This is a genomic window from Acidobacteriota bacterium (assembly GCA_016196065.1).
Taxonomy (GTDB): Bacteria; Acidobacteriota; Terriglobia; order Terriglobales; family Acidobacteriaceae; genus Acidiflorens.
Map to the genome: position 1 here is coordinate 819,100 of JACPYL010000010.1, position 21,866 is coordinate 840,965.

22 protein-coding genes are annotated in these 21,866 nt (G+C 57.1%); 15 read left to right on the forward strand and 7 right to left on the reverse strand.

The window, feature by feature from the left end; translation table 11 throughout:
• Together HY010_06785 and HY010_06790 are read right to left on the reverse strand one after the other, a co-directional pair.
• On the reverse strand, window positions 1–474 hold the full coding sequence (locus tag HY010_06785) for a hypothetical protein (GenBank protein ID MBI3475419.1): 474 nt from the start codon (window positions 472–474) through the stop codon (window positions 1–3).
• Window positions 475–597: 123 nt separating this feature from the next.
• Complete coding sequence (locus tag HY010_06790) at window positions 598–2,274, reverse strand: alpha-glucosidase (GenBank protein ID MBI3475420.1); 1,677 nt, start codon at window positions 2,272–2,274, stop codon at window positions 598–600.
• Window positions 2,275–2,485: 211 nt separating this feature from the next.
• Between HY010_06790 and HY010_06795 the strand changes: the two genes are divergently transcribed.
• A complete protein-coding gene (locus HY010_06795) occupies window positions 2,486–2,860 on the forward strand; it encodes a hypothetical protein (protein MBI3475421.1) in 375 nt (124 codons plus the stop codon).
• Between the two features lie 145 nt (window positions 2,861–3,005).
• Here the strand turns inward: HY010_06795 and HY010_06800 are convergent, their stop codons facing one another.
• A complete protein-coding gene (locus HY010_06800) occupies window positions 3,006–4,112 on the reverse strand; it encodes a TIGR03118 family protein (GenBank protein ID MBI3475422.1) in 1,107 nt (368 codons plus the stop codon).
• Window positions 4,113–4,634: 522 nt separating this feature from the next.
• Here HY010_06800 and HY010_06805 point away from each other — a divergent pair.
• From HY010_06805 to HY010_06835, 7 genes are all read left to right on the forward strand, one after another.
• Window positions 4,635–5,105, forward strand: a complete 471-nt coding sequence (locus tag HY010_06805; GenBank protein MBI3475423.1) for an ATP synthase F0 subunit B — start codon at window positions 4,635–4,637, stop codon at window positions 5,103–5,105.
• Window positions 5,102–5,854, forward strand: coding sequence for an ATP synthase F0 subunit B (locus HY010_06810; protein ID MBI3475424.1), 753 nt, complete (start codon window positions 5,102–5,104; stop codon window positions 5,852–5,854). The genes HY010_06805 and HY010_06810 overlap by 4 nt, the downstream gene beginning before the upstream one ends.
• Before the next feature lie 2 nt (window positions 5,855–5,856).
• Complete coding sequence (gene atpH / locus HY010_06815) at window positions 5,857–6,396, forward strand: ATP synthase F1 subunit delta (protein MBI3475425.1); 540 nt, start codon at window positions 5,857–5,859, stop codon at window positions 6,394–6,396.
• 84 nt (window positions 6,397–6,480) lie between these two features.
• Complete coding sequence (locus tag HY010_06820) at window positions 6,481–8,013, forward strand: F0F1 ATP synthase subunit alpha (GenBank protein MBI3475426.1); 1,533 nt, start codon at window positions 6,481–6,483, stop codon at window positions 8,011–8,013.
• 88 nt (window positions 8,014–8,101) lie between these two features.
• Window positions 8,102–9,154: an ATP synthase F1 subunit gamma gene (gene atpG, locus HY010_06825; protein ID MBI3475427.1), complete on the forward strand. Its 1,053-nt coding sequence runs from the start codon at window positions 8,102–8,104 to the stop codon at window positions 9,152–9,154.
• Between the two features lie 117 nt (window positions 9,155–9,271).
• A complete protein-coding gene (gene atpD / locus HY010_06830) occupies window positions 9,272–10,714 on the forward strand; it encodes a F0F1 ATP synthase subunit beta (GenBank protein ID MBI3475428.1) in 1,443 nt (480 codons plus the stop codon).
• A 107-nt stretch (window positions 10,715–10,821) separates the two neighbouring features.
• Entirely contained in the window at window positions 10,822–11,226 is a 405-nt protein-coding gene (locus HY010_06835; protein MBI3475429.1) for a F0F1 ATP synthase subunit epsilon, read from the forward strand.
• A 68-nt stretch (window positions 11,227–11,294) separates the two neighbouring features.
• Here HY010_06835 and HY010_06840 read toward each other — a convergent pair whose 3' ends face one another.
• Complete coding sequence (locus HY010_06840) at window positions 11,295–11,933, reverse strand: hypothetical protein (protein ID MBI3475430.1); 639 nt, start codon at window positions 11,931–11,933, stop codon at window positions 11,295–11,297.
• 307 nt (window positions 11,934–12,240) lie between these two features.
• Between HY010_06840 and HY010_06845 the strand changes: the two genes are divergently transcribed.
• From HY010_06845 to HY010_06875, 7 genes are all read left to right on the forward strand, one after another.
• Entirely contained in the window at window positions 12,241–13,107 is an 867-nt protein-coding gene (locus HY010_06845) for a 3-hydroxybutyryl-CoA dehydrogenase (protein ID MBI3475431.1), read from the forward strand.
• Window positions 13,104–13,493, forward strand: coding sequence for a hypothetical protein (locus HY010_06850; GenBank protein ID MBI3475432.1), 390 nt, complete (start codon window positions 13,104–13,106; stop codon window positions 13,491–13,493). Before HY010_06845 ends, HY010_06850 begins: the two co-directional genes overlap by 4 nt.
• A gap of 62 nt (window positions 13,494–13,555) precedes the next feature.
• Complete coding sequence (locus tag HY010_06855; protein MBI3475433.1) at window positions 13,556–14,365, forward strand: MBL fold metallo-hydrolase; 810 nt, start codon at window positions 13,556–13,558, stop codon at window positions 14,363–14,365.
• Window positions 14,366–14,370: 5 nt separating this feature from the next.
• Window positions 14,371–14,811, forward strand: a complete 441-nt coding sequence (locus HY010_06860; protein ID MBI3475434.1) for a hypothetical protein — start codon at window positions 14,371–14,373, stop codon at window positions 14,809–14,811.
• Window positions 14,812–15,273: 462 nt separating this feature from the next.
• On the forward strand, window positions 15,274–16,587 hold the full coding sequence (locus HY010_06865; protein MBI3475435.1) for a hypothetical protein: 1,314 nt from the start codon (window positions 15,274–15,276) through the stop codon (window positions 16,585–16,587).
• 78 nt (window positions 16,588–16,665) lie between these two features.
• Window positions 16,666–17,079, forward strand: a complete 414-nt coding sequence (locus HY010_06870; GenBank protein ID MBI3475436.1) for a hypothetical protein — start codon at window positions 16,666–16,668, stop codon at window positions 17,077–17,079.
• Window positions 17,080–17,288: 209 nt separating this feature from the next.
• Window positions 17,289–18,575, forward strand: coding sequence for an exo-alpha-sialidase (locus tag HY010_06875; GenBank protein ID MBI3475437.1), 1,287 nt, complete (start codon window positions 17,289–17,291; stop codon window positions 18,573–18,575).
• Window positions 18,576–18,608: 33 nt separating this feature from the next.
• Here the strand turns inward: HY010_06875 and HY010_06880 are convergent, their stop codons facing one another.
• From HY010_06880 to HY010_06890, 3 genes are all read right to left on the reverse strand, one after another.
• Complete coding sequence (locus tag HY010_06880; GenBank protein MBI3475438.1) at window positions 18,609–19,184, reverse strand: elongation factor P; 576 nt, start codon at window positions 19,182–19,184, stop codon at window positions 18,609–18,611.
• Between the two features lie 73 nt (window positions 19,185–19,257).
• Window positions 19,258–20,196: a dihydroorotate dehydrogenase gene (locus tag HY010_06885; GenBank protein ID MBI3475439.1), complete on the reverse strand. Its 939-nt coding sequence runs from the start codon at window positions 20,194–20,196 to the stop codon at window positions 19,258–19,260.
• Window positions 20,193–21,800, reverse strand: coding sequence for an alkaline phosphatase family protein (locus tag HY010_06890; GenBank protein ID MBI3475440.1), 1,608 nt, complete (start codon window positions 21,798–21,800; stop codon window positions 20,193–20,195). The genes HY010_06885 and HY010_06890 overlap by 4 nt, the downstream gene beginning before the upstream one ends.
• Window positions 21,801–21,866: the final 66 nt, after the last annotated feature.

Sequence of the window (21,866 nt, forward strand, 5' to 3'; positions counted from 1 at the left end):
TCATTTGGTTGCTCCTGCAGTGATGGCTGGGCTGTGCGGCTGGTGGCACGTGTCGCAAGCCAAGCCGCTGGAGTGTTCCTCGGATGCAACTTGCGGGAAGGTCCTGGGCTTCGCGGCATTGGCCTCGTGACAGCGCACGCAGAGGACGGCGGCGTCTAATTTCGGTGGCTGGACGGAAGTGGGATCATCCGCATGTTTCGCGAGCGCTCCGTGGCACGCTTCGCAATTTACGTGCGCGTGCCTGCCGTCTTTCTTCTTGTCAAAAACGTCGGAGTGGCAGGTTTCGCAAGTCTGATGGCCGGCGAAGTTGATGGGACGGGCAGCGATGTCGGCCAACGCATTCCCGCGATAGTGGCCGTACTCTCCAAAGCTTTTGGGAACCATCAAGCTGCGGACTCCCATGAAAACGAGCACGCCAAGCAGGAAGACGGCTGCTAACCGGAAGAGGTGGCCTGCGTCTTTGAACCTGTCCATAGCAAAACCCTGCCTTGGCCTGAGGTTACGAGAGGTATCACTTGAACGCTGTGCGCTGAATCACACCGCGGACGTGTCGGAGATCACAGGACCGAGTGATGGAAAGCAAGAAGTTGCAAGCGGCTATTCCAACGTGCAGATCAGGACGCCATACGGAGCGACGGTGAAACCCTGTGATAAAGGAGTGGTTGCTGGCGGAGTGGCCTTAAGCATTTTGCCGAACTTGGGTGTCCGGCCAGGTAGTCCAGTGATCTGGATTTTCTGTTTTTTCGAACTCGTGTTCAGGACCACGAGAACTGTTTCACCTGATGCTGCCTGCCGGCCAAAAGCGAATACATTTCGATTGCCCGACTCGAGCGGTAAGTACGCGCCATCGCGAAGAGCAACGTTCTCGTGCCGGAGTTTCAGAAGTTCTGCGTACCAGGAGTAAACAGAGGTGGGATCCTGTTTCTCTTTTGCAACGTTGTACCGTGGCGAGCTGGCCTCTACGGGCAGCCATGGCGCGCCCTTGCTGAAACCAGCGCCCACCGAGGAATCCCACTGCATCGGAGTGCGCTCACCGTCGCGATCATCGGCGCGCGGACGCTTCGGTCCGATCGGCACCGCCTTCAGTTGATTCGCCGGCATCGTGCCCATGCCGAGTTCTTCCCCGTAATAAAGAAGAACGGATCCGCGCTGCGCTAGCGTGAGAGTGGCCGTCAGCTTTGCGATTTGATCGTTGTGCTTTCCATCTCCGAACGTGCTCCATTGGCGAGGGTGATCGTGGCTGCTGAAAAAGAAGACTGGCGTTTGTCCGCCGAGGTGAATCTGAGCGTCGTCCACTTGCTTCTTGAATACCGAGGCATCGAGGTTGGTTAGATTGCCGAACAGGAAATTCATAGGGAGCTGAATTTCATCGTGATTCTCCCCGTAAACCTTCGCCAGATCCTGGATCGTTGCCGTCGAGGATTCTCCCAACAGCACCGGATCGCCAGGATAGCTGTCCAGAATTTTACGCATCTCGCGGAGCACGTCGTGATTCTCAGGACGAGCCGAGTTATACGGCATGAGCGCGGCGGCGCCACCTGGTTTCGGAGGGTTGGGGTCGTCAGGAAATGCAGGATCCTCAAAAAGGTAAGGCGTCGCATCGAGGCGGAAGCCGCTGGCCTGGTGGTCGAGCCAGAAACGCACGACATCAAACATCGCCTTGCGAAGCCCGGGGCTCGCCCAATTCACGTCAGGTTGTTGCGGCAGAAAAATGTGATAGTACCACTGCTCGGTGGCGGCATCCCACGTCCACGCATAGCCACCAAAGATTGAAGTCCAATGCGTGGGTGGTTGGTGCGGACCGCTACCACTTCGCCACACATACCAGTCGCGCTTCGGGTTATCACGCGACGATCTCGACTCTTTGAACCACGCGTGCTGATCGGAAGTGTGGTTGACAACAAAGTCGACGAGGATGCGGATTCCGCGTTTCTTCGCCTCGGTTGCCAGCTTGTCCCAGTCCTGCAGTGTTCCATATTCTGGCGCGACGTTGGTGTAGTCGGAAACGTCGTATCCGAAGTCGGCGTTGGGTGATGGGAAGAAAGGAGTAATCCAGATGGCGTCCACGCCCAGCTCTTTCAGATAGTCCAGGCGGGCCGTGATCCCATTGAGGTCTCCAATGCCGTCGCCATTCGAGTCCTGAAAGCTGCGCGGATAAATCTCGTAAATGACGGCATTGTCGTACCAGTGCGCAGAAGGGCTCTGGGCTCCGGTTTGGGCGAACGCAATATCGGTCGAACAGAGCATCGCCAGCAGGAGGAGCGCCGCTTTCATCGGACCATGCTACTACGGACAATCTGCATCGGTGCGGGGTCGGCGCCGGCGGACCGGTCATGAGAACGAAAATACATGTACCCGGGGAACCGTCCATTACCAAGGAGGTAGTCCAATCGAGCGTTTCGCCGCTTCGGTAGCTGATCTTCCGTGATCTCGGAACGTCGTTCCCGGCTTGCTACGCTTTTCTCTGAGTTCAGGAGAGATCACCTTGCCCGCTACGTCAACGAAACCCACGATTAAGGTTCTGTATGGAGAGTCCGACGAGGAAGTACTCGCTGCCCAAGCTTCCGCAATGAAGAAGGTTGGCCATCATGTCACCACGGCCGTCGGCCGTCACGGCGTGCAGGAAGCTCTGCGCCGGGATGCGTTTGACCTGGTCATTCTTGGGGCGACACTGAACAAGGATGATCGCCATCACCTGCCGTACATGGTGAAAAAGGCGCACGCCGGGACGAAGGTGCTCGTGATGCAGGGCAGTTCTCGTCACCACGAAGTCGATGCCACCGTCGATCCGGGCATGAGCATGCAATTGGTGTTAGAGAAGATTGCACGCGTGATTTCGGAGCAGATCGTTTCCGTGTAGATTGCAAAGTCCGTTGTACAAAGAGACGGCGGGAATCGCAGCTGCGATTGCCCGCCGTTTCTATTTTCAAAAAAATATTGCAGACCTTAAAAAACGAGCCTGGCTGGACCGGAGAGAGTGAGGGCCCAGCCAGGCTCTTCAAGGACTACTCTGAGTTACCCCGTTGCTCCGAGCCTGTCGGGGTTAATTTCCCGAACAAGCCGTTCGTCTCCTCATTCGGACCCGAGGAAAAGTACAGGTCGTTAAACAATCCGGAGTTGGTGTTGCCTCCGCCGAAGCTGATCGCCCACAGGCCGTCGATCGCGATCGGGGCGCCGTTGGGATCCAGCAAAGTGCCTTCACGTTTTCCACTCACGGGATTGTAGGCATTGATCTTGCCGTCGCCGAAATTGCCAATCAGCAAACGGTGGCTGAACGGGCCGAAATCTCCGGGTGCCTGGGCGATGCCCCAGGGAGCGTTCATGGTGCTGTTGTGCTGAAGTCGCAGCAGCAGGTTGCCATCGGTGTCAAAAACATCCACAAAGCCCTTACCGGGACCATGTGTTTCATGCGGTTCGCCGGCGCGAGGCTGCGCAAATGCGACGACGATGTTCCCGCCGACGTTTTGAATTCCGAAAGGCGCATAGCCCATGGGCAAGGCGGCGTCTTTGAATCCGCCCGCGGTGGTGACTTTGTTAAACCTCTTGTTAAAGACCGTGACTTCACCCAAAGAGAAGTTTGCGGCGAAGAGGCGGGGTCCTTTGTTGGTGTCGGCGATTGCCAGACCGGTATAGACGGCGTGTTCGGCGGAGGCGTCCGCCTTAATGACTGCCACCGTTGGGTTCACATTTGGATTCCAGCCCGCAATCGTGCCCGCCAGCGTGGAGAACAGGAAGATCGACCGCTGGCCGGGAATCAGTTCAAAAGCTCCCGGGAAGGCGTTGAATACAGTTCCCGTGGGAGAACCGGAACCAGACTGTCCGTTTGGCAAGGGGATGGTGACAACCAGGCTCTGGGGAAGTCCAGTAGCGTCATAAAGGGTTGACAGGCCAGTTGCCTGGTCAGCAACCCACCAGGGCGAACCCGAGGCGCGCGAGAGTCCCCACGCGTTAACGAGATTAGGATCGATGTGGGCGGCATTCCCAACGCCTGCGGCGTTGGCGGTCAAGTCGGTTCGGGTAAAGTGCTGCGCCAGCGCACTGCTGGCGGTTAAGATAACCGTGAAAACAATCGCGGCCACTGCCACGATATGCTTCGAATGATTGGGAGACATACAATTCCCTCCTCAGAGATCGCTCAATTGGTCGCTCCCTTGCGGCAGTACAAGGAATGCTGACGAAATTCACCTTACGCGTTGACGTTGCTGTGATTTGTCACAGGTTTGTCATGAGAAGGTTATTTTTTGAACGGGCTCGATCGTTGTGCTCGATGCCCTGCTGAAAGTCTGTTTTTCACGAGCGAATGCGGATCCCCCGCTGCGTTCGGGATCACAGGGTTCACTATGGGGAATGTCTTGAGGTTGATCGGGTCGTCGCGGGAGTTCGATCGCCAAAATTAAAATGGGCCGCCAGCCAAGAAGCGGTGACGTTTCCTTGGCTATCGGCCCACTCGATCCTGAAACGGATCGGAGGTGATACATAAATGGTAGACCCTGCAAATCGATTGTCAAGAACCATCTTTTCCATCTAAGAGAGGCGTGGCCAGCGACCCTCAACTATTGACACTGGCCTCTCCACAGTGTTAATTTTATTGGTTTTAGAAGCCCTTATTCTTCCAGCTATATCAGCAGCCAAACATGGATCAGACAATCCGACAACTAGGGGAATTACTGCTCGGAGCCGTACCTACCGCGATCCTGTTGGCGATCCTTTATTTTCTCTATACCGTGCTGGTGCACAAGCCTCTCACCGCTGTGCTGGCGGAAAGGCGCGCTCGAACCGAGGGCGCACTCGAAAAAGCCCGCGCCGATATCGCGGCCGCCGATGCTCGAACTGCTGATTACGAACAGCGTCTGCGGGAAGCTCGGCTGAAGATTTTCAGGAACCTGGAAAACCGGCGCCAGCAGGCAACGCAGTTGCGTGCCGAAGCCGCCGCCCAGGCGCGAGCACGGGCTCAGGAACAGATTAAGAATGCGCGCGCCGCCATCGAGCAGGACAAGCAACAGGCGATGGCGAAACTACAATCCGACGCGGAACGCTTAGCTGCGGAGATCGTCCAAAGAGTGTTGCGGCCCGTCGAGGCGGCAAGTCCGGTGGGTGGACAATGAACATCCGCGGATTTCTAAGAATATACGTACTGATCGCGCTCTTGGCGCTGCTGGCGATTGCTTCGCCGCGTGCGTTTGGAAAAACTCAGGAAAGTTCTGAGTCCTCCGCGCAGCCTTCTTCTGCTCAATCGACTGAGAAGAGTGCGAGCGCGGAGTTGGCCAAGGAAACTCGCGAAGCGGCTGGGGAAGAAGAAGAGAACGAGAACCTGAAGCACTCGCCTGCGATCCAGTTCCTGGCCAGGAAAACGGGAATGTCAGTTCACCGTGCCCATCTGTTCGCTGTCACGGCCAATTTCCTGATCGTTGCATTTCTAATTTACTGGTTCGCCCGCAAGAGTATTCCTGCAGCTTTCCGCAGTCGTACGGATTCGATCCAACGCGGATTGGAAGAAGGACGCGCGGCCAGCGAGGATGCCAACCGGCGACTGGCGGATATCGAGTCGCGTCTGAGCAAACTGGATAGTGAAGTCGCACAGATGCAGGCGCAATCCGAGAGTGAAGCAGCAGCCGAAGACGGACGGATCAAGCAAGCGGCCGAAGCCGACATCCGCAAGATCGTGGAAGCAGCGGAGCAGGAAATTGCTTCCGCCGCCAAGCAGGCGCGCCGCGATCTGTCGTCACACACGGCTGACCTGGCGGTTGCGCTCGCACGCAAACAAATTCAGGTTGATTCCGCGACGGACCAGATTCTGGTTAGAAATTTTGCCGGAAGACTTGCGTCCGGCAGCGGCGGAAAGGACCGTCAGTAGCCATGGCTTCCGTCGTTGGCGTCTACGCTCGAGCCTTTGCCGATGTAGTGATCGGCAGCAAGCTCGATTCCACGCGCATGCTGCAGGAATTGCATGGCGTCGAAGCGCTGCTGGGAGAGAGCGTCCAGTTTCGTCGCGTGATGGTGAACCCCTCTATCCCGGGCGATCGCAAGCGTGCAGTGCTGGATGCAGTCGGACAACGCCTGGGTATGACGCGACAGGTGCGAAATTTCATCGCCGTGGTCACGGATCACCGGCGGTTGCCGTTGTTACCGGAGATCCTGAAAGAACTGGAACAGGTGTTGAACGATCGCATGGGGATCGCAGATGCGGAAATTATCAGCGCGCGCGAACTCAACGAGACAGAAGCGAATACGCTGGTCGCCGAAATAACCAAACTTACGGGCAAGCAAGTACGCGCCCGCTATCGCCTGGACCGGTCGTTGCTGGGCGGGGCCTTGGTGAAAGTCGGCAGTACGGTTTACGACGGTTCCGTAAAGGAACAGTTGGAGAGAATTCGAGAACAGTTGATGGAGAGCTAGCCGCGAGCCGCGAGCTACGGGCTTCGAGCAGTCGCAGGAAGTTGGCTCGAAGCGGGTAGCCCGGAGTTCCAAGCTGGTTTACATATGGCACAAATCAAAGCAGACGAAATCACGCAGTTAATCCGCGAGCAGATCGAGAACTACGAATCGAAGATCGCGGTCGACGAAGTGGGCACGGTGATCACGCTGGGCGACGGTATCGCTCGCGTGTACGGCCTCGACAAGGTCATGGCAGGCGAACTGTTGTCGTTCCCGCATGGCGTGGCCGGTATCGCCATGAACCTGGAAGAAGACCAAGTCGGCGTCGTGCTGCTCGGCGAGTACACCGAAATTAAAGAAGGCGACGAGGTAAAACGAACGGGACGCATCATGAGCGTGCCGGTCGGCGACGCACTGATTGGCCGGGTCGTGAATTCTCTCGGCCAGCCGATCGATGACAAAGGTCCAATTGCGACTGACAAGTTCATCGCACTGGAACGCATCGCGCCCGGCGTCATTGATCGCCAGCCCGTCCGTGAGCCGATGGCAACTGGACTCAAGGCGATTGATTCGATGATTCCGATTGGCCGCGGCCAGCGCGAACTCATCATTGGCGATCGTCAGACTGGCAAGACCGCCGTTGCGCTCGACACCATCATCAATAGCAAAGGCAACAACCTGATCTGCATTTACAACGCGATCGGACAGAAGCGTTCGTCGATTGCACAGGTTGTGAAGATTCTCGAAGACGCAGGCGCCATGGAATACACCATCGTCGTAGCGGCTTCGGCTTCAGAACCCGCGCCGATGCAGTACATCTCACCGTATGCGGCCTGCGCGATGGGTGAATATTTCCGCGACACCAAGCGGCACGCACTTTGTATCTACGACGATCTTTCGAAGCACGCGGCGTCGTATCGCGAAATTTCATTGCTGTTGCGGCGGCCGCCTGGACGCGAAGCTTATCCTGGCGATGTTTTCTATCTCCACTCCCGTTTGTTAGAGCGCGCTTCGAAATTGAGCGACAAAAATGGTGGCGGATCGCTTACCGCATTGCCTGTGATTGAAACGCAGGCGGGAGACGTTTCGGCGTACATTCCGACCAACGTCATCTCGATTACGGACGGACAGATTTATCTCGAAACTGACTTGTTCAACCAGGGCGTGCGTCCCGCGGTAAACGTCGGACTCTCGGTAAGCCGCGTCGGAGGCAGCGCACAGATCAAAGCGATGCGACAGGTTGCAGGAACGCTCAAACTGGAACTGGCGCAGTATCGTGAACTCGCCGCCTTCGCACAGTTCGGCAGCGATCTCGATAAGGCCACGCAGTCACAGTTGAACCGCGGCAAACGGTTGGTCGAACTGTTGAAGCAAGGTCAATTCGAACCGTTGCCGTTCTCGAAGCAGATTCTCATTATTTTTGCGGGAACCAGCGGCGCGCTCGACGATCTGCCGGTAGAGCAGGTTCGCGATTTCGAGAAGTCACTTTATAAGTACGTAGACACGACGCATGCCGGGCTGTTGAACACGATCATGGAGAAGAAAGTTCTCGATGACGCGCTCAAGGCTGATTTGGCCCGAGTGATTAAAGATGCGAAACAGCAGTTTGTGGACTCGCGGGCGGCAGTAGCGAAGTAGCAGTTGTCAGTTCTCGGTTCCCAGTTCTCAGTAGAAACTGAGCACTGAGGTTTTACTGAGAACTGGGAACCGGGAACTGAGAACTCATTTGGCAAACATTCTCGACATTCGGCGCCGGATTCGCAGCGTGGTCAACACGCGGCAGATCACCAAGGCCATGAAGACGGTGTCGGCTGCTAAGTTGCGGCGGGCGCAGGAGCGTGCGTTGGCGGCGCGTCCCTATTCGCAGATGTTGACGAATGTTCTGAAGTCGCTGGTTTCTCGCGCCGACATTTACGATCCCATCACGGGCGAGGCGTTGCACCCTCTCCTGGTGGAGCGGCCAGAAAAGAACATCCTGCTCATCGTTGTAACTGGCGACAAAGGCCTGGCGGGTGCGTTCAACACCAATATCCTGAAGGTCGTTACCAAGTTCATCGACTCGAACGCGGACAAGAATATCGATGTCGAGTGCGTTGGGCGAAAAGGGCGAGATTTCCTGCGGCGCCGGTTTCCGATGGCTGCAACAACTCAGTCCGGACAAGAAAACGCCCCGCGAGCAGGCCGAGTACAGATCGTAGGCGAGCACGTCGGCGTCCTGGGCAAAGTGGAATTTTCGTTCGCTTCCGAAGTCGGTCAAAGCGTAGTGGAAAAGTTTTCTCGCGGCGAGATTGACGGCGTTTACGTTCTTTACAACGAATTCAAGTCAGTCATCGCGCAACGCCTGATTGTGCAGAAGCTTCTCCCCATCAAGGAAATCGGCGTGGAAGACGTCCGCATGGCGGAAGAAGCGGCGCAGGAAGAGCGGAAACGCCGGCTCGAAGCGGCCAAGGCAGCGGGTGTGGGTGTCCGGCCCGTGGATACGGCTGCAGTAGATGAAGCCGCTGCGAAATTCGGTACCGCGCCCGTCGATTACATCTATGAACAGCCGCCCGGGCAGTTGTTCAGCGAGATTTTGCCGAAGTACGTTGGCATTCAGGTTTTTCATGCGCTGCTGGAATCAGTAGCGGCAGAACACGCTGCTCGCATGACGGCGATGGATTCCGCCACCAACAATGCGTCGGACATGATCGATTCATTGACGCTGGTGATGAACCGCGCTCGCCAGGCAAAGATCACGAAAGAAATTATTGAAATCGTGAGCGGCGCAGCAGCATCGTAAAATCGCTTCGAGCTGCGGGCTACAAGCCCCTGAATCCGGCAGCTCGCGTCGAGGTGGATTGGTCAAAGTACAAGCTCGGAGCTCGCGGCTCGAAGCCCGAAGCGATATTGAGGTCTTATGGCTGAAAATGTTGGAAGAGTGATTCAGGTTTCCGGTCCCGCAGTGGACGTGCAGTTCACCGAAGGCTCAATGCCTCCGATTTACGAGGCGCTGCGCGTCGTGAGCGACGGCTTCACGGTTCCTTCTCCCATCAATGTCGTGCTTGAAGTCCAGCAGCATCTTGGCGAAGGTCGCGTGCGTTGCATTGCGATGTCCGCCACGGACGGCATGGTGCGCGGCATGAAAGCTCTCGATGAGGGTGGCCCGATTTCCGTTCCGGTGGGCAAGGGCACTCTGGGCCGCGTCATGAACGTAATTGGTGCACCGGTCGACGAACTCGGTCCGATTAGCTTCGACAAGAAGATGCCGATTCACCGGTTGGCCCCGGCTTTTGATGAACAGTCGACCACCGCTGAGATGTTTGAAACCGGCGTCAAAGTCGTTGATCTGATTCAGCCCTTCTTGAAGGGTGGCAAGATCGGTCTATTCGGTGGCGCGGGCGTCGGCAAAACGGTTTTCATTCAGGAACTGATCAACAACGTCGCCAAGCAACACGGTGGATACTCCGTATTCGCCGGCGTCGGCGAGCGTACCCGTGAAGGGAACGATTTGTGGCTGGAAATGAGCGAGTCCGGAGTTATCAAGCCGGGCAAGCCGGACGAGTCCAAAGCCGCGTTGATTTACGGACAGATGACCGAGCCTCCCGGTGCGCGTCTCCGCGTTGCGTTGACCGGTCTGACGGTTGCGGAATATTTCCGTGACGAGCAAGGCGCCGACACGCTGCTCTTCATCGACAACATTTTCCGCTTCACGCAGGCTGGATCAGAAGTGTCCGCGCTGCTGGGCCGCATGCCGTCCGCCGTCGGTTATCAGCCGAACCTGGCAACAGAAATGGGCGAGTTGCAGGAACGCATCACTTCCACCAAGAAGGGCTCGGTAACTTCGGTGCAAGCGATTTACGTGCCTGCTGACGATCTTACGGATCCTGCGCCTGCAACCACATTTGCTCACCTCGACGCGACCACGGTGCTTTCGCGCGCTTTGACGGAAATCGGAATCTATCCGGCCGTCGATCCACTGGCTTCGACTTCGCGCATTCTTGATCCGCGTATTGTCGGGCAGGAACACTACGACGTCGCGCAGATGGTGAAGAAGACGTTGCAGACCTACAAGGATTTGCAGGACATCATCGCGATTCTCGGTATCGACGAGTTGAGTGAAGATCAGAAAGTGACTGTCGCGCGTGCTCGTAAGATCCAGCGCTTCCTGTCGCAACCGTTCCACGTTGCCGAGCAGTTCACGGGCAGCCCGGGGCGTTATGTAAAGATCGCCGACACGGTAAAAGGCTTCAAGGAAATCGTCCAAGGCAAGTACGACGACATTCCGGAACAGGCTTTCTACTTGAAAGGTACGATCGACGAAGTACTCGAAGCCGCCGAGAAGTTGAAGGCGGCAGCGTAGAAACGTCGTTGGTCGCTCGTCGTTCGTCGTTGGCAACCGCGCCCACGACGAACACGCACCGCGAACGACTAAGGACTAACGACGAACGACCAGCAACGAACGAAGATATGGCCGATACTTTCCAACTCGAAATCGTCACTCCAGAGAAACTGGTGGTGAATGAAGCCGTGGAAGAGGCTCAGATCCCCGGTCTAGGCGGATACCTCGGCATCCTGCCAGGACATGCTCCGTTGATCACTGAACTTGCAGTGGGCGTGATCACGTATCGCGCGCAAGGCGTGACCAAGAGCCTTTCCGTAGCCTGGGGATTCGCGGAAGTACTGCCCGAAAAAGTCACCATGCTGGCGGAGACGGCGGAGCGTCCTGAGGATATCGACGTGGTTCGCGCTCAGAAAGCGAAAGATCGGGCGGAGCAGTTCTTGAAGGGTACTGATCCGCAAGTGGATTATGATCGCGCCCAGGATGCTCTGCAACGCGCCGAAACGCGTCTGAAGGTCGCCAGCGAAAAGTAGCAGTTTTGCAGGCATAAGCACGACGGCCGCCGAAATCTCGGCGGCCGTCATGTTTTGATGCGACGAAACTAGTAACGTCCTCGGCTCATGACTGAGTCATATCCAGCGCGGTAGCCGGCCGTGTACTCGGCCTTGTAGCGATCACGGCTTCCGAACTCACGCTGATACCCGCGATCGCGGTCTCCGAACCGGCCGCGAGGTTTCGAGTTGTACTCCTTACGGTGTTGGATGTCTTCGCGAGCTGCTTCCGCGCCATCCTGATAGCCCCACCGGTTCGCGACGTTTCCGCCGTTGGCGTCATAACCACCACGCCAGCCTGTGTTCTGCCAGCCGTCGTCACGATAGCGTCCGCGTCCGCGATTAGCCGGCTCCTGGTATCCGGCCCGGAAGCCGTTGCTGTAGCCGTCCTGATACGCACGCTGATAGAACTCCACGGGACCCATCCAGCGTTGGTAGCCACGTGTGGCCCGGCGATAGTCGGGAGTCTGATAGTCGTTGGGATCGTTCTCTCGACTCTCATGGCGGCCTTTGCCGATGCCATCGTTATAGCCGTTCTGGTATCCATACTGCCGCGCCTGGCCGTTGTCCCGGCGGTAATTGCGATCGTTGTCCCGATCGCCATCGCGATCATATTGGGCGAGCGCGAATCCGCTTAATACCAGCGTTGCCGTCAAAGCGAATGCTGCCACCCGCATCGTTCGCCACATAGTGTCCTCCAGCCGGAACGCTGTCCCTACCTCGTTCGCCAGCGTTCGGCGGCATGATCAATGTGATGCGGGAAGGTCAGAGAATTGCTGCTACGCCGGCGAAAGAAATAGTTTGCCCGGTGGCGCGAGTGGCGCGAAACTTTCTGAGGGGCATCGGGTTGCGAGGATCTTGTTCGAGAACGGCGTGTGCCGTTTTCTGGCAGTTCCTGGTCACCTCCCAACGGTTGTCGAGGTAATGCCTTCAGGTCGTTCTTCGATGTTTCTGCTCTGCTAAACTTCTCTGTTTCTTACATCTAATGAGGCAATGATGGCAATCCAGCGAGTGGGAGTGATTGGCGCGGGCACGATGGGGAACGGTATCGCCCATGTGTTCGCGCGCAGCGGTTATGAAGTCGTGCTTTGCGACGTCGAGCAGAGGTTCGTCGATCGTGGACTGGAGACAATCGGCAAGAATCTCGACCGGGAACTAGCCAAGAACAAGATCACTTCGGACGCCAAAACCGCGACCCTCGGCCGGATCAAGACTGTGCTGGAGCGCGCCAAATTGGTGGATTGCGGTCTGATTGTCGAAGCGGCAACCGAGAAATTTGAAATCAAATCGGAGATTTTTCGCGACCTCGATCGCGTTATGAAGCCCGATGTGATCCTGGCTTCGAACACTTCGTCCATCTCGATCACGAAGATTGGCGCGTTGACCAAACGTCCCGACAGAGTCGTCGGCATGCACTTTTTTAATCCAGTGCCCGTCATGATACTGGTGGAAGTGATTCGTGGACTAGCCACCTCGCAAGCGACGTTTGAAACCGTACGCGACCTGGCCTTGAAACTTGAGAAGACTCCGGTTGAAGTTAACGACGCGCCCGGATTCGTCTCCAATCGCGTGCTGATGCCGTTGCTGAACGAAGCGATGTTCGCCGTGATGGAAGGTGTCGCGACTCCGCAGGCCGTCGACGAAGTTTTAAAACTTGGTATGGCCCATCCGATGGGTCCGCTCACGCTTGCGGATTTCATTGGGCTCGATGTCTGTCTGGATATCATGCGTGTGATGCAGGATGGGTTGGGTGATCCCAAGTATCGTCCTTGTCCGTTGCTGATCAAGATGGTGGACGCCGGTTGGCTGGGACGCAAGAGCGGGCGGGGGTTTTACGACTACTCCCAGGATCGAAAATCATGACGACCGCGTGGGGCAGCGTTCTTCCCGAAGGACAATCCAGCGGCGACGCTTTGTTCTACTTCCTCGCCGTGGCTTTCGGATTGGGAACAGGGTGGATCGACGTTAAGGTCGGTGATTTACTGTTTACCGCTTTGCTCTCGCTCGCGTGTTGCATGTTGCTCGGCTTCGTGCGACCGCAAAGAGCCTGGCGCTGGGTCGTGCTGGTCGGCATCTTCGTTCCGCTGATGGATTATTTTGCCTACGCCGCACTTTCGCAAAAGCCGGACCGCGCCCAGATCTACGAGTCGTTCCTTGCCTTCCTGCCAGGAATCGTAGGCGCTTACGGGGGTGCGTTCGGACGAGGCGTAGTCAAAAATCTGTTCCCACCCAAACAGGGCGTGTCCTAAACAGCCACGGAGAATTCAGAAAGTACTCCCGTTTCCACAGCCGTTCAGCGTAAGCTGCCAATATGGCAGTGTCCGTCTCGTTGCTGGCCAGCGGCAGCCGCGCCAATTGCGCGCTGGTCGCGAGCAGCACAACTCGAATCCTTGTGGATGCAGGGCTCTCCTGCCGCGAGACGTTCAAAAGGTTGCGCGCGGTTGGGGAACGTCCAGAAGATTTATCGGCAATCCTCATCACCCACGAACATTCTGACCACGTGGCGGGGCTTCAGCGCCTTGCATTCAAGTTGAAAGTGCCTGTCTTCCTGACGGAAGCGACGCATCGCGAATGGGGACGGTCTGCGCGCGACAAGAATGGTGATGGCAAGATTCCAGACATTCCGAAGCTGGAAAAATTCGCTTCCGGCTCGGGCTTCCAGATCGGTGATATTGAGGTCCGGCCCTTTACCATTCCTCACGACGCCGCCGATCCAGTGGGCTTCACGTTCCGCACGGAAGGAACGAAGATCGGGTATGCCACCGACTTGGGTTATATGCCGGTGAGCGTCCGCGACCATCTGCGCGGGTGTGACATCCTGGTGATCGAGTCGAATCATGATCTCGAAAAGCTGCGAACCGGCCCGTATCCCTGGTCAGTTAAGCAGCGTGTTATGAGCAGAGTAGGGCACTTATCGAATGACGCGCTCGCGGAATTCTTCACCAGCGACTATGATGGAGGGGCAGCTTACGTGGTGTTAGCCCACCTATCCGAGCAGAATAATCATCCCGAACTGGCTCGTGTGGCGGCCGAACAGGCTCTACGGGAGCGGCAGGGATTGTGGCAAAACCGCGTGCTGCTGGCCAGCCAGTCGGAAGTGCTTGAGCCGATCCGGCTGTAGCGACTATGAGTGAGTGCGTAGAACCCATCGTAGGGAAGATTCTAGCCGGATGGCGGTATGACATCTCCGGCCTGGCTGCAGAGATGCGCGGCGACTACGAAGCGCACTTCGCCGATTGCCCGCATTGCCTCCAGCGCCAGCAACTCCACCGCATTATCGACATTTCCCTCATTGTGCTCGCTTCAGTTTCAGCGGCGATGTTCCTGCTCGCCTTTGCAGTGATCCGATATTTTGGTCCGCGGCACGCTTTCTGGCTCGAAGTGGCCGCCCTGGCAGGATTCGCGTTGTCGGCGTTGATCTGGCTGGTTGTCGCGGTCGCGACGCCCGCGCCCATGGCGGTCGTCGACGTGGCCCGGATCGGGGCTCGTCGCGTGCATGATCGCCTGCCGGCGGAAATCCGTGAAAAGCTCCCCGAAGAGTTGCGCATGAAGATTACGGGTTCGTGATTCTTCTCCTGGGTTTGTGCATCCTAACCATTCAGTGATGGGACGCTTAGCAAAAATCGCTGCCTTGGCTGTTCTGGCGGCCACAGCTGTAAGTCCGCTGGTGTCGCAGTCGCTGCTTTTGCACGCATCGCGTTCGGAAAGCTCCTCTGGCTGCCACGGACATGGGAGTAAAGCGCCCTTACCCCAACCTGCTAAATATCAGTGCTGCTTGACGGGCCATAGCCCTGCTGTCCTGCAGGCGGCGCATGCAATCCCCACACCTGATGAACTTCCTGTGGCAGATGTCATTGAGCCCGCTGTCAGGCTGCATGAACATCTCGGGTTGGAGAAACTCGGCGTCTCTTTGGGCAGCCCGCCGCGAGCAACTCCGCTCCGGATCTGATCTCTCCACTACGTGAATCCAGTGGCAGTGCCTGCCTCGTCTCCAATTTATTTGATCGTTTGCTGATTAAGGAGTGTTACGTGCGCGCGTTGATTCGGTGTCTGTTTGTAGTTGGCGTTCTGACCGTGGTGGCGCAGTCGCAAGAGAATCCCCACGATATGCCGGGTCACGATCACTCCGCCCAGGGGCAAATGCCGGGAATGCAGATGTCGTCTTCAAACGACACACCCGACTGGCTCCCCTCCCCACATGGTTCTTCGGGCACAGGTTGGCAGCCCGTCGCCACGCCGGCGCATTTGTGGATGAAGTCCGTTGGCAGTTGGGACCTGATGGCTCACGGCGCGCTCTTCATCGACTACAACCAGCAAGGCGGGCCGCGTGGAGCAGGGAAGGCGGAATCGGTGAACTGGTTGATGCTGATGGAACAGCATCCATTGGCAGGCGGCACGATTCTGTTTCGCGAGATGTTTTCGGCCGAGTCGCTGACTGCACCCCATCCCGGCTTCGGACAAATCTTTCAGACGGGCGAAACTTATCACGGACAGCCGCTGGTCGATCACCAGCATCCACACAATCTATTTGCCGAGCTGGCGCTGTACTATACGCATCCCATCAGCGACAAGGTTTCCTGGTTATTTTATGGCGGGCCAGTGGGAGAGCCGGCGTTAGGGCCGGTGGCCTTCATGCATCGCGCCTCCACTTCCGAGTTGCCGATGGCTCCCCTCTCGCATCACTTACAGGACTCCACTCACACGAGTTTTGGAGTTGTTACTACGGGGCTGATAGTAGATCGCTTGAAGCTGGAAGTTTCCGCGTTCAATGCCCGCGAACCGAACGAACAGCGTTATGGGATTCAGCTGGCGGCGCTCGACTCGTGGTCAGGGCGGCTGAGCTTCGCTCCCTCACAAAACTGGTCGGCCCAGTACAGCTACGGAAGGCTGGAACATCCCGAAGCGCTTGAGTCCGGCAGCGAGCATCGCCAGTCCGCGTCGGTCGAGTATGTGCATCCGTTCGAGAATGGTTCTTGGGCGACCTCGGTCATCTGGGGGCGGAAGCACAAAGTGCTTGAAGACCGCAATCTCAACAGCTATCTGCTGGAGTCGACAGCTAATTTCAAGACGCGTAACTACGCTTTCGGACGCATCGAGTTAGTCGACAAAGACGAGCTTTTTCCCAACGATCCCACTCATCCGAGCCTGCGCATTGGGGCGTACACGGTTGGAGGAGCGCGCGATCTCATCCACGACCGGCTCTGGCAGTTGGCACTCGGCGCTGACGTCACGTTCTATTCCAAACCGGACGTGTTGCGTGCTATCTACGGCGAGCGACCGGTTTCTTTCCAGGTATTTCTGCGGATGCGTCCTGGCTCCCGAAGCCATCAACATTCGCATTGACCGCGACATTACTTTGGAAGATTCTCCTGCAACATTGTGCTTTGTTCGCTGCGTTAAAAAGAGCATTATCTAGGGGCCATGGGAGCAGCGCTCCGAACCATACGCCTGATTCAAGTCGCAATGCTGGTCAGCATTGGAATCTACGCTGTCGTGGGCGAAGTTGCCGGCACGCGTTTGGTGGTCAACGCGAATACCCTGTACGCCATTTCTTTTGCTTCGATCAGCCTGGTGGGCGCAATCCTGGTGGTACGAAAGACGATGGTTCTGCAGTCGGAAGCCGAACTCGCCGAGAAACCCGGCGACGCTGTGATCCTGGCGCGCTGGCGGGCTGGATACACCGTGACCTACGTCTTGTGCGAGGCGTTGGCCCTGTTCGGATTGCTGCTGCGCATCATGGGATTTCCGCTCCTCCAAGTCTGGCCCTACTATGTGGGCAGCATCGCTCTTCTGCTTCTGTTTTGGCCCCGCCTGCCCCGGATCAATCGGCCGTAGCGCCAGCCCATCTGCATTTCAATCGCTTCCTTTCGAGGCACGCCCTTCCGGCCAATGATGGTTTGATGGTCCGTACGATTTCGGAGATACCGTCGTGGTTACTTCCGTCGTACCCTTTCTACTCACCGCCCACTCGCACGGAACGTTGACCGTGCTCGGGCTTCAGGGTAAAGTGGCAATAGTAAAGGCTTTCCCCCCTGTCGTGCCCTGTGCGCTCCGCCTTCTTCAAACTCGTCGTGATCGTGTTGGCCGCCGCCAGTCTGGCATCAGCCGCGCCCGGACAGTTCTCTGTCCAGAAGCGCATCGGCCTCACGACCGGTGACCAATGGGAGCCCGCCTTGTCGGCCGATGGCGTCGGCCACATTTACGTTCTCTATCCTCACTACAACGCGGTCCCGACTTGCCAGGATTGCGTCGCTCCGACCATGTTGCTGGTTGCGAGCAGCGACAATGGCAAGACCTGGCAAGAGCCGCGCGTGATGCTGGAATCCTCCACCGGGCAATATGACGCCCAGATTGTCGTGGATCCCGCCGACCGCCGTACCGTGTACGCGGCCTGGCTCCAGAACAAGAAGCGCGTTGTGATGCTGGCCAAGTCGGTCGACTTTGGTGCGAGCTGGAATATCGGGATCGCCGTGCGTAGCGAAGTGGAACTTGATAAGCCCGCCCTTGCCGTTCGCGGACAACGCCTCGTAATCGGATTCAACCACGAAGAAGAAGTCTGGGTAGCCGCCTCGCAGGATGGAGGGCGCAACTTCTCCAACGCGCAGGTCAATAGCAACGCTAGTCCCGGATGGTCGCTGCTGGGTGGCGCGACGATTGATCCTGCGGGCAATGCCTACTTGTCGTGGGGGTCATACTCAAAGGCAAGTGGCGCGCGCGGCCCCGTCAATCTCTACGTTGCGAAGTCAACGGATGCAGGCAAGACGGCATGGGCCGCAACCCGGCTCGATACGTCTGCAGCCGCTCCGGGATGCCAGGACGAAGACTGCGGTGAAGCCTACCTGGGAGCTCAGATCTCGCTTACTTCGGACGCTGGGGGGACGCTGTACGCGCTCTGGAGTTCGGGCAGCAAGCGCCTCGGCCCACAGCGGATTTACTTCTCGACGTCTACCAACGGTGGTGATTCCTGGCTGCCGCGTACCAGCGTGTCGCTCGCGGCAAATGGCGTCGAGCACGCTTTTCCGGCCGTCGTGGCCGGCGCTGCAGGCGATATCCGCATCGCGTGGATGGACACTCGCAACGATCCGAAAACCCTGCAGCAGTGGAATACCTTCTACCGCAGCTCCAACAACGGCGGAGCAACCTGGTCTACTGAGTCTCGTCTGTCTAGTTATGTCCCCGGCTATCGCTACATCGGCAGGAAGGGCTTCCGTTTTCCCTTCGGAGACTATTTCGGAATCGCCATCGACAATCACGACGACACCCACATCGTCTGGGGCGAAGGGATGAATTATCAGAGTCCGGGATCGATCTGGTACGCGGGCGGACGCTAGCTGAATATTGCGGCGCTGCCAACCTTCGAAATCCTATGCCCGCCCTGCAAACTCCCGATTCTCCGTGGACACTTTTACCTTTTCGCCCTGCTTAATGAAAAGAGGTACACGGATTTCCAGGCCGGTTTCCAGTTTGGCGGGTTTCGTGACGGTGCCGCTCGACGTGTCGCCCTTCACTCCGGGCTCGGTGTATTCAACATTCAATTCCACGAAGGTGGGCAGGTCCAACCCAATCGGATTTCCGTTGAATTTGCGTAACTCGATGATGGCGCCTTCCACCAGGAAATCCAGCGCGCCGGAGACCATGGCCTCGGAGAGCGTCAGCGTTTCGTAGCTCTCCTGATCCAGAAAATGCGAGCCGTCGCCGTCGCTGTATAAATACGACGCAGGAACTGATACCAGATCGGGCTCCTTGAACTTGTCACTCGCCTTGAATGATTTTTCAAACACTGCGTTGGTGAGCAGGTTGCGCATCTTAAGACGGACCAGCGTTTGCCCGCCGCGTGCAGTCGGCGTGTTTACCACTGCTTCCAGGCACAAATAGGGAATGTCTTCGTACTCAAAAACTGCCTTGCGTTTGATTTCAATTGCATCAATCAATGAAGCCATAAAATTCCTCAAAATCTTTGCTGCACTCGTTTTAGTGATCGCGGGAACAAGGCGCCCACGAGGCGGTGAGATTTTATTCCGTGAGCATCCCGCCGGTAACTTCGCGGATCTTCTGTATGCGATGTTCGCGGCAATAGTTGGTGAGTTCGTCAACCAATTTTTCCGTTGCTACCGGATCGAAGTAGCTCGCCGTTCCCATCTGCACCGCGCTCGCGCCTGCAAGCATGAATTCGATGACGTCGACGGCGGTCGTAATACCGCCCATGCCGATGACCGGAATTTTTACCGAGTGCGCGGCGTCATAGACCATGCGGAGGGCAATCGGTTTGATCGCCGGCCCGGAGAGGCCAGCCGTGACGTTGGCAATCCGTGGCCGCCGCGTATCCGCGTCAATGGCCATCGCGAGAAACGTATTGACGAGCGAGATCGCGTCCGCGCCAGCCTCTTCTGCAACCCGCGCCATTTGCGCAATGCTGGTGACGTTAGGGGAGAGTTTGACGATCAGAGGGTGCTTGGCGATGCGCTTGGTGTAGCGCACAACTTCATCGAGCAAATGAGGGTCGCTGCCGAACTGGATGCCTCCGTGCGCCGTGTTTGGGCAAGAAACATTCAACTCATACGCCGCGATGCCTTCGCCTTCATTGAGAATTTCGATGGTGTGCTCATAGTCCGGCCGGGTATATCCAAAAACATTTGCAAACACGACAATGTTTTTCTTCTGGCGGAGAGCTGGAAGTTTTTCGTCAACGAATGCGCGCGCGCCGATGTTCTGCAAGCCAATCGCATTCAACATTCCCGCCGGTGTTTCAAACAATCGCGGCGGAGGATTCCCCGTCATCGGCTCTTTCGACAATCCCTTCACAACGAATCCACCGAGCCGGTCAAGATGGACGATATCTTCAAACTCAATGCCGTATCCGAACGTGCCGGAAGCCGCGATGATCGGATTCTTTAGTTCGATCCCAGCGACGCTGACAGTCAGATCGGGAAGGTTGGCGGAAGCCGGCGTCATTGCACTTCTCCTGCGGGCGCAGGCTTATGCGGAACCTGCAGTGCCTCGGTCAACACTCGTCCTGTCGCATGAGTCGGCGCATTAATCCCAAGCAGCGATGCGAACGTCACTGCCAGATCGACCGGTTCAGCGTGCGTGTGATAGGTGCCGGGCTGAAATGCGAGGCCGTAAAACGCGAGCGGCACATGAGTGTCGTACGAGTAAGGCGTTGCATGATCCGTACCTGACAAGCTTCCCACGCTAAAAGCGTTGGGAACTCCCATCACATACCAGCCTCCAACGGCCGAATAACTGTGGGCATAGCGACGCCCCATTTCGGTGTGAGGCGTGTCTCCATGTGCGAGTTGTGATTTGGTGTAATAAGCCGGAAATCCTGCCTGTTTCATCGCTTCGCCGGCATCGGCTTCGGCGTCAGCCTCTTTGTGACCGGCGAATGCTTCATCATTCAACCACGCCAGCGGATAGTCGAGCGCGAGCAAGTAGTCCGCAGTCTTGGAATATTTTTTCCCGAGCAGGGAATCGATTTGTTTGCGGAGTGCATCGTCGTCCAGGTTCACGGCGGGCAGGCGCAAGGACTTGGCAAATTCCGGCAAGGGTGCGACACCGTGATCGGCGGAAAGTGCCATCCAGATATTGGCCAGTCCGACCTGACGTCCGAGGAAGGTAACAAACTCAGCGATCTGGCGATCAAGCTCAAGAGCCATCCCACGCATCTTCGGAGTGTCAGGGCCTACCTGGTGTCCCAGAATATCGTTGGCAGAGAGACTGACGATAAGCAGGTCCGTGGCCGCTCCGGCGCCGAGTTTTTCGTAGAGGACCAATTCCTTCGCGAACTCGAATTCATAATCGTTCGCGAAAGGAGTTGAGCCGATGACTTCGTAGAATCCTGCGGGAGTACCGTTGTTCCCTTTGCGGGGCGTAGTGGAACCTAGTAGATTTCCGTCGCTGTCTTTCCACTCGCGGTTCCAATATTTGTCGGTGCGATGGTTGCTATTAAAGTTGTGCACCCACTCGGGAAGTTCGTGCCGGTAGTAAGTGGAGGTGATAAAGGCGCCCGATTTACCGTCAATCCAGTACGCACCATCCCCCGCAAAGCCCGCGGGAAGAATCGCCGCACGATCCTTCAGCGAGACTCCAAACACACGCGCTTTCCCGCCCGTGGCGAGCTTCAATTCGTCGCCCAACGTATCGGCGAGGAGATTGTGAGGCGAAGAGCCCACCGAAGTACCGGTCACGCCGACGATTTGAGTGGCGTCATCCTGAACGGACGTGACTCGTTTCTTTTTGATTGGATCCCACCATTCGTTGGCGACGATCCCGTGCCCGCTGGTATAGGTTCCCGTGAAAAGGGTGGCATGGCCGGGGCCTGTGCGGGTGTTCGCGTAGTCGTAGTTGCAATCCGTGAAATATGCACCGTGATCGAGGAACATGCGGAAACCGCCCTCGCCGAATTGATCGCGATAACGTTCGAGGTAGTCTCCACGAAATTGGTCGATGACAATGACGACGATCAGCTTGGGGCGCGCATTGTAGGCGGACGCCCACGCGCACGGGATCGACAACAGCAAGAGCAATGCAATGTGGCAGGGACGGGTGAGTCTCATTGCGGGATAGTTTACAGGAGAAAGAAGCCTTTTCACCGCCGGGATGCCGAAGGCCCGGAGTGGAGC

Excerpts from the sequence above, each read along its gene's own strand:
- HY010_06845 (MBI3475431.1), top strand. The coding sequence starts at position 12,241 with ATGGCAATCCAGCGAGTGGGAGTGATTGGCGCGGGCACGATGGGGAAC.
- HY010_06805 (MBI3475423.1), top strand. The coding sequence starts at position 4,635 with ATGGATCAGACAATCCGACAACTAGGGGAATTACTGCTCGGAGCCGTA.
- HY010_06855 (MBI3475433.1), top strand. The coding sequence starts at position 13,556 with ATGGCAGTGTCCGTCTCGTTGCTGGCCAGCGGCAGCCGCGCCAATTGC.
- HY010_06840 (MBI3475430.1), bottom strand. The coding sequence starts at position 11,933 with ATGTGGCGAACGATGCGGGTGGCAGCATTCGCTTTGACGGCAACGCTG.
- HY010_06885 (MBI3475439.1), bottom strand. The coding sequence starts at position 20,196 with ATGACGCCGGCTTCCGCCAACCTTCCCGATCTGACTGTCAGCGTCGCT.
- HY010_06820 (MBI3475426.1), top strand. The coding sequence starts at position 6,481 with ATGGCACAAATCAAAGCAGACGAAATCACGCAGTTAATCCGCGAGCAG.
- atpD (MBI3475428.1), top strand. The coding sequence starts at position 9,272 with ATGGCTGAAAATGTTGGAAGAGTGATTCAGGTTTCCGGTCCCGCAGTG.
- HY010_06810 (MBI3475424.1), top strand. The coding sequence starts at position 5,102 with ATGAACATCCGCGGATTTCTAAGAATATACGTACTGATCGCGCTCTTG.
- HY010_06870 (MBI3475436.1), top strand. The coding sequence starts at position 16,666 with ATGGGAGCAGCGCTCCGAACCATACGCCTGATTCAAGTCGCAATGCTG.
- HY010_06800 (MBI3475422.1), bottom strand. The coding sequence starts at position 4,112 with ATGTCTCCCAATCATTCGAAGCATATCGTGGCAGTGGCCGCGATTGTT.
- HY010_06785 (MBI3475419.1), bottom strand. The coding sequence starts at position 474 with ATGGACAGGTTCAAAGACGCAGGCCACCTCTTCCGGTTAGCAGCCGTC.
- HY010_06790 (MBI3475420.1), bottom strand. The coding sequence starts at position 2,274 with ATGAAAGCGGCGCTCCTCCTGCTGGCGATGCTCTGTTCGACCGATATT.
- HY010_06880 (MBI3475438.1), bottom strand. The coding sequence starts at position 19,184 with ATGGCTTCATTGATTGATGCAATTGAAATCAAACGCAAGGCAGTTTTT.
- atpH (MBI3475425.1), top strand. The coding sequence starts at position 5,857 with ATGGCTTCCGTCGTTGGCGTCTACGCTCGAGCCTTTGCCGATGTAGTG.
- HY010_06890 (MBI3475440.1), bottom strand. The coding sequence starts at position 21,800 with ATGAGACTCACCCGTCCCTGCCACATTGCATTGCTCTTGCTGTTGTCG.
- HY010_06835 (MBI3475429.1), top strand. The coding sequence starts at position 10,822 with ATGGCCGATACTTTCCAACTCGAAATCGTCACTCCAGAGAAACTGGTG.
- HY010_06850 (MBI3475432.1), top strand. The coding sequence starts at position 13,104 with ATGACGACCGCGTGGGGCAGCGTTCTTCCCGAAGGACAATCCAGCGGC.
- HY010_06860 (MBI3475434.1), top strand. The coding sequence starts at position 14,371 with ATGAGTGAGTGCGTAGAACCCATCGTAGGGAAGATTCTAGCCGGATGG.